We start from the raw sequence: 6,825 nt of genomic DNA, 5'->3' as shown, positions 1-6,825 counted from the left end.
GGTTTAGCTATTTTTGATACGCGTTTAATCAAGCAATCTCTAGAGGTTTTATTGACTCAAGTGTTGGTCAGTTTGCTTGTCTCGACTCTGTATTTCTGGATTTCTCCCTTGTCTTATGCAAGTAGCGAGTTGATTGCACGAACCTCTCCAACCATTTGGGATGTCCTCATTGCTATTGCTGGTGGGATTGCTGGTGTGATCGGTTCAAGGAAAAAAGAAGCAAACAATATCGTGCCAGGAGTAGCCATTGCTACAGCTCTGATGCCGCCTATCTGTACTGCTGGCTATGGTTTAGCTAATGGGAATGTACGATTTTTATTGGGGGCTCTCTATCTTTTCTTGATCAACTGTGTCTTTATCATGCTAGCCAACATTGTTGGAACAAGAATTTTGATGAGAAAATCTCCTTTAACTTCATTTAAAGAGCTGAGCATTAAAATGAGAATTGGCTTGATATCTTTGATTGTATTGTTGATTCTTCCAGCTAGCTATTCGGCAGTTACTCTGACAATAGAACAAGCGCGCAAAGAAGGGATCAAACAGTTTGTAGGAAAAGAGTTCGCCAATTATACGGTTATTAATCAAGTCTACAAGTCAAGTAACAATGAATTGGTCTTGACGGTTGTTGGAGATCCGATTTCAGAAGAAGAATTAGAAACACTCCACCAAAAACAAGCCTCTTACGGTATTCAATCTGTTCAATTGAAAGTCAATCAAGTTCATAATTCGACAAAATTAGACAGTGATTCGACCAAGGAATTTTATGAAACCATTAACAAGTATATCGATCAAAAACTCTCTGAAAAGGATTCACAAAAAGATCTTGTAAAAGAAAATGAAGCAGACAAGGATTGAGGATACTGACTTTATCTAACTCATGAAAGTAAATCTTGTGTGGTGCTTTGACCAATCACTACTAGCTCAGATTAAATAAAATATAAAAAGCAACAGCTGAAATAGTTGTTGCTTTTTAGGTAGCTAGGATTTTATCCCAGGTTTCATCTCTTATTTCTCAACGCGTGATTTGTTGGCGATATCAGCTAGGATAGCTTGAACAAAGTCATCAACTGAGACAGTTTGTGTTTCTTTTTGGCCGTAGCGACGAACGTTGACTGTTCCGTCTTCCATTTCCTTGTCCCCAACGATCAATTGGTAAGGAATCTTGCTGGTTTGTGAAGCACGGATCTTGAACTGCATTTTTTCATTGCGCTCATCTACATCTGCACGGACACCGCGGTCACGGAGTTTCTTAGCTACTTCCCATGCGTAGTCCACGTGTTTTTCGTTAGATACTGGGATGAGGGTTACTTGGTGTGGTGCAAGCCATGTTGGGAAGGCACCCTTGTAGTTCTCAATCAAGATAGCTGTGAAGCGTTCCATAGTTGAGATAACCCCACGGTGGATCATAACTGGACGGTGTTCGTCACCATCAGCTCCGATGTATTTGAGATCGAAGCGTTCTGGAAGCAAGAAGTCAAGTTGGATAGTAGAAAGAGTTTCTTCTTTTCCAAGAGCGGTCTTAACTTGAATATCCAATTTTGGTCCGTAGAAGGCTGCTTCACCTTCGGCTTCAAAGTAGTCCACGCCCATTTCATCAAGGGCTGCACGAAGCATGGTTTGAGCATTTTCCCACATCTCATCATTATCAAAGTACTTATGAGTATCTTGAGGGTCACGAAGAGAGAGGCGGAAGCGGTATTCATTCAAGTTGAAGTCTTCATAAACATCGATAATCAACTGAAGAGCACGTTGGAATTCTTCTTGGATTTGTTCTGGAGTCACAAAGAGGTGACCGTCGTTGAGTGACATTTCACGTACACGTTGAAGACCAGTAAGGGCACCAGATTTTTCATAACGGTGCATCATACCGATTTCAGCGATACGGATTGGCAATTCACGGTAAGAGTGAACATGGTGTTTGAAGACTTGGATGTGGTGCGGACAGTTCATTGGACGAAGAACAAATTCTTCCCCGTCACCCATGTCCATAGTTGGGAACATGTCTTCTTGGTAATGATCCCAGTGACCAGAAGTCTTGTAAAGTTCAACAGAAGCAAGTGGTGGAGTGTATACGTGTTGGTAGCCAGAAGCCAACTCTTTGTCAACGATATAGCGTTCCAATTCACGACGAATAGTCGCACCATTTGGCAACCAGAATGGAAGCCCTTGACCAACCTCTTGAGAAATCATGAAGAGGTCAAGCTCTTTACCAAGTTTACGGTGGTCACGTTCCTTAGCTTCTTCACGCATTTGGAGGTAGTTTTTTAAGTCTTTCTTGTCAAACCAAGCTGTACCGTAGATACGTTGCATCATAGCGTTGTCGCTATTTCCACGCCAGTAAGCACCTGCTACATGGAGAAGGTGGAAGATTTGAATACGGCCTGTTGATGGGACGTGAGGGCCACGGCAGAGGTCTACATACTCACCCTGACGATAGATAGTCAAACCGCCTTCGTCTTCTGAGTGTTCTTCAATCAATTCCAACTTGTAAGGGTCATTTTTGAAGATTTCACGTGCCTCGTCTTTAGTCACTTCTTCACGGATTGATGGGAAGTTTTCTTTGACAATTTTTTGCATTTCTTCTTCGATACGAGGAAGGTCTTCGTTAGAGATTTGACCAGCTGTGTTGTCAGTATCGTAGTAGAAACCATCTTCGATGGCTGGACCAACTCCCAAGTGAATGTCTGGGAAAAGACGACGAGCTGCTTGGGCGAACAAGTGAGCGGCTGAGTGACGCAAGATTGGAAGGGCATCTTCGTGATCAGGTGTCACGATTTCGATGCTTCCATCTTCAGTGATCGCACGAGTAGTGTCGATGAGTTTGCCGTTGAATTTACCAGCCAAGGCCTTTTTAGCTAGGGAATTGCTGATAGATTGGGCAATTTCAAAAGTTGTAACGCCAGATTCGAATTCACGAACAGCGCCATCTGGGAAAGTAATGTTAATCATGATGTTCTCCTTACTTATATTATTGACGAATGTGTTAACCCTATTCTGAAAACAGGGGCAGAGGATAGTGAAAGCTAGAAAAACAAAAAGCGACATCCTCGAAAGGACGTCGCAACGTGGTTCCACCTTCATTTATGTACCTCAAAAGAGAGGGACACCTCTGATTGGCTCTAACGTGGCCACCGTTTTATGTTTGCATAAAAGTCAGTAGAGTAGTATCAGTATAGTCTTTCTATGCGTTCTCAGCAACCACGCACTCTCTAGTAGAAAGGGACTAAGTGACTTGTCTCTAAGGATTATTATAGCATGATTGTGAGATTTTTCAAGGATTTTGTGAAAGTTTTTGTTTTTCATTTTTGTAGAATATGCTTGATGCCAATACCGGAAGCCATGCCCACCAGAGCCAAGGTTTCATAGATTAGCAAGTAAATTAGTATAAACTCACCAAAAGTTATGATAGTAAAGCAATAGAGCAGTCCGTTCCCCAGTAACCACCAAAGAGAGAAACGGAAACGGTAGCTATAGAGTAACGATACAATCAAGATTGCCAGAGGTGTAAAGAAGAGAATATTATTTACGTAGAGACTCTTGAGAAAAAGGGGGTCAGAAATAATTAGTGATAACAACTGATAAAGTGGCCAATAAAAGAAAAATATGACCAGATAGTAGGGGAGATGGGAATAGAATCTAGGCATGATAATCACCTCGTTTTAAAAAACAGACAACTTAGATCTCTTGCTATGATTATTATAGCATGTTTAAAACAAGAAAGTAAATCTGTTGACAAAGAAGTTAGTTATTGGTAGAATAGGGATTGTCGTAAAGACAAATAACTTCTTCTTGGTTACAGGCATGCCAACCTGTCACTCGGATGAAGCCAAATAAAAAGGAGAAACATCATGGCAATCTCAAAAGAGAAAAAAAATGAAATCATCGCACAATATGCACGTCACGAAGGTGATACAGGTTCAGTAGAGGTTCAAGTTGCTGTCCTTACTTGGGAAATCAACCACCTTAACGAACACATCAAACAACACAAAAAAGACCACGCTACTTACCGTGGATTGATGAAAAAAATCGGTCGCCGTCGTAACTTGCTTGCATACTTGCGTAAAAACGACGTTAACCGTTACCGTGAGTTGATCAACTCTCTAGGACTTCGTCGCTAATTCAAGATACAAAGGCCGTCAAAAGCACAAAGCAAAAATAGGAAAATTGACGAAGAAACTTCAGTTTCTAGGAGATTTTATCTTTTTTGCCAAGTGCTTAGGCCGTGTTCAATTGAGCATATCTTGATAATGAAGCTACTCTAAATTGGGTAGCTTTTTTACTTTTGTTACCTTACCTCGATATGCTCAAGTATAATCTTCGGTTACGGTTCCTAGCACTGTAAGGTAAAATAAACCAGATATTCTCCCTTCGGGGAGATTTTTTTGTTTCACTAAAAATTTTGTACAATCTTCGCCTCGTCGCCTAGTCTATAAACGTTTTATCAAGCAAGAATCATGATGCTAAGGGCGTCAAAAATCCGTATGAAAATAGGGAAATGACACAGTGTTCGATGAACACAAGGAGTTCCATCTTTTTCACTAGGATTTTAGCTCGGGCTCAAATCAGCTCTCTGATTTTCAGAGGGCTTTTTTATTGAGGTTTTATCGGTCACAATTTTGGAGACTACAAAAACCTCAAATGGTATCAGCTAATTACACCATAAAGGTGCGTAGCTACTCGGCTTGAAAAGCCGAGTAGCTGTCTGCAAGCCCCCTCGGAGAGCCCACACTTTACGAAGTAAAGTATAGTATGTTATACTTTACATGGAAGTAGTCACCGAATTCCAGTTAGAAATTACTTTGTAACTACGTTTTGAGGAGGAGTAAAATGCTTTCCTATGTTCGACATTACCCACTAGCGATAGCTAAATTAATGTGTCTGTGCTCTCCTAAAATCTGCTGATTTATTACTGACCAATACAGGAGGTTTTTTATGGGACAGACAATCATATCTGCTATTGGTGTTTATATTTCCACCAGTATCGATTATTTAATTATTTTATTTGCACAGCTATCACAGAATAAACAAAAATGGCATATTTATGCGGGGCAATATCTAGGCACAGGCTTACTTGTAGGGGCGAGTTTAGTTGCTGCTTATGTCGTTAATTTCGTGCCTGAAGAATGGATGGTTGGATTGCTTGGTTTAATCCCTATCTATTTAGGGATTCGCTTTGCAATTGTTGGAGAAGGTGAGGAAGAAGAGGAAGAAGAGGAAGAAATTATTGAAAGATTAGAACAAAGCAAGGCAAATCAACTGTTTTGGACAGTTACATTGCTAACAATTGCGTCTGGCGGAGATAATTTAGGTATCTATATACCTTATTTTGCTTCGTTAGATTGGTCACAGACCCTCGTGGCCTTGCTTGTGTTTGTAATCGGCATAATTATCTTATGCGAGATTAGTCGGGTGTTATCCTCTATTCCGTTAATATTCGAGACAATTGAAAAATACGAGCGAATCATTGTGCCCTTAGTATTCATTGTACTTGGACTATACATCATGTATGAAAATGGCACGATAGAGACTTTTCTGATCGTGTAGATTTTTTTGTTTCACTAGGATTTTAGCCCGAGCTCAAATCAGCTCTCTGACTTCAGAGGGCTTTTTGCGTTGGCACCTTACCTCGATATACTCAAGTATAATCTTCGGTTACGGTTCCTAGCACAATAAAATCAACTATATTCATTTGTTCTCATCTTGTTCCATTGTTGAAAATATGATATACTTTTCATGAGAATTTTCTAAATTTTTAAGATTCTATTAAAGGAGGTTTGCATGCTTTCCAAATTTTCTGGAAGCCGACAAGACCAGCAATTTGTGTTACTTTTAGTTATTTTGCTAGGTATTTTAGGGATTTCTCTCTTTCTAGCAGTTTCAATGGGATCTGTTGCGATTGATCTAGGAGATACCTATCGGATTATTTTGAGCAGGTTGGGATTTCCTCTTGAGATAGGAGAGGTTTCCAAGTCTACTCTTGCCATTGTATGGAACATGAGATTCCCTCGAGTATTGTTAGGTCTGATAGTAGGAGCAGGCCTTTCTATGTGTGGTAGCGTGATGCAGTCCACGGTAAACAATCCCATCGCAGAGCCCTATGTCTTAGGCATCTCTGCTGGTGCAACTCTAGGGGCAACATTGAGCATCATTCTTGGTTTAAAAGTGATGATTAGCCTTGGAGCTTTTATTGGAGCTATTTTGGCAACAATTGCTGTCCTCATCATTGCCTCTGTGCAGGGAAGGATGACGACTTCCAGTCTGATCTTATCAGGAACGGTGGTCAACGCTCTCTTTCTGGCTTTTTCAAACTTTATTATCTCAGTCGGTGCTAATGCGGACAGTGTGATGACCATTAAGTTTTGGACCATGGGCTCGCTTGCTGGGACTTCCTGGGCAGACTTGGTCCTGCCAACTATAGTAGTAGGAATAGCCTTTCTATTTTTCTCTACTCAGTATCGTGTTTTCAATGCGATGATGATGGGAGATGAGGCTGCTTTAACTTTGGGGATTCCCTTACGCTTTTATTGGTATCTTTATGTGACCATGGTGGCTGTGCTGACAGCAGTCTTAGTGGCAACCTGTGGGATTATTGGATTTGTCGGTCTGATTACTCCACATTTAGCTCGAGGATTAGTAGGAACGAATTACAAGAGGCTTTTTCCTGTTGCAACCTTGCTGGGTGCCCTCTTTGTCATCTGGGCAGACGTACTCTCTCGTATCATCATTCCAAACGCAGAGCTTCCTATTGGTATTTTTACAGCCTTAGTAGGTGCTCCCTTCTTTGTCTACATTGTTGGAGGTAGGCGAAGGGAGGTGAGGGTCTGA

Annotated in this window: 6 protein-coding genes and 1 pseudogene; 4 read left to right on the top strand and 3 right to left on the bottom strand. The window is 41.0% G+C overall.

The window, feature by feature from the left end; translation table 11 throughout:
• Positions 1-855, top strand: an 855-nt coding sequence (locus HT734_RS08110; protein WP_173308492.1) for a DUF389 domain-containing protein, incomplete at its 5' end; no start/stop codon positions are given.
• Between the two features lie 150 nt (positions 856-1,005).
• Here HT734_RS08110 and thrS read toward each other — a convergent pair.
• The 3 genes and pseudogenes from thrS to HT734_RS09500 form a co-directional block, all read right to left on the bottom strand.
• A complete protein-coding gene (gene thrS, locus HT734_RS08105; RefSeq protein WP_173277473.1) occupies positions 1,006-2,949 on the bottom strand; it encodes a threonine--tRNA ligase in 1,944 nt (647 codons plus the stop codon).
• Between the two features lie 40 nt (positions 2,950-2,989).
• A pseudogene (locus tag HT734_RS08100) lies at positions 2,990-3,198 on the bottom strand (hypothetical protein).
• Positions 3,199-3,299: 101 nt separating this feature from the next.
• Positions 3,300-3,644, bottom strand: a complete 345-nt coding sequence (locus HT734_RS09500; RefSeq protein WP_240151646.1) for a hypothetical protein — start codon at positions 3,642-3,644, stop codon at positions 3,300-3,302.
• A gap of 204 nt (positions 3,645-3,848) precedes the next feature.
• On the opposite strand from HT734_RS09500, the gene rpsO reads away from it, so the two are divergent.
• The 3 genes from rpsO to HT734_RS08085 all read left to right on the top strand — a co-directional run bounded on the left by rpsO (position 3,849) and on the right by HT734_RS08085 (position 6,825).
• Positions 3,849-4,118 carry a 30S ribosomal protein S15 gene (rpsO, locus tag HT734_RS08095; RefSeq protein WP_001018251.1) on the top strand — a complete coding sequence of 90 codons (270 nt, stop codon included), beginning with the start codon at positions 3,849-3,851 and terminating at the stop codon, positions 4,116-4,118.
• An 814-nt stretch (positions 4,119-4,932) separates the two neighbouring features.
• Positions 4,933-5,544 carry a CadD family cadmium resistance transporter gene (locus tag HT734_RS08090; protein ID WP_173277471.1) on the top strand — a complete coding sequence of 204 codons (612 nt, stop codon included), beginning with the start codon at positions 4,933-4,935 and terminating at the stop codon, positions 5,542-5,544.
• A 234-nt stretch (positions 5,545-5,778) separates the two neighbouring features.
• Entirely contained in the window at positions 5,779-6,825 is a 1,047-nt protein-coding gene (locus tag HT734_RS08085; RefSeq protein WP_000949313.1) for an iron ABC transporter permease, read from the top strand.

Origin of the sequence: Streptococcus sp. k-90 (assembly GCF_013277565.1) — a bacterium.
Taxonomy (GTDB): domain Bacteria; phylum Bacillota; class Bacilli; order Lactobacillales; family Streptococcaceae; genus Streptococcus.
This window is presented reverse-complemented; position numbering and strand designations above follow the sequence as displayed.

Coding starts and splice junctions, on each gene's coding strand:
- thrS (WP_173277473.1), bottom strand. CDS start 2,949: ATGATTAACATTACTTTCCCAGATGGCGCTGTTCGTGAATTCGAATCT.
- HT734_RS09500 (WP_240151646.1), bottom strand. CDS start 3,644: ATGCCTAGATTCTATTCCCATCTCCCCTACTATCTGGTCATATTTTTC.
- HT734_RS08090 (WP_173277471.1), top strand. CDS start 4,933: ATGGGACAGACAATCATATCTGCTATTGGTGTTTATATTTCCACCAGT.
- rpsO (WP_001018251.1), top strand. CDS start 3,849: ATGGCAATCTCAAAAGAGAAAAAAAATGAAATCATCGCACAATATGCA.
- HT734_RS08085 (WP_000949313.1), top strand. CDS start 5,779: ATGCTTTCCAAATTTTCTGGAAGCCGACAAGACCAGCAATTTGTGTTA.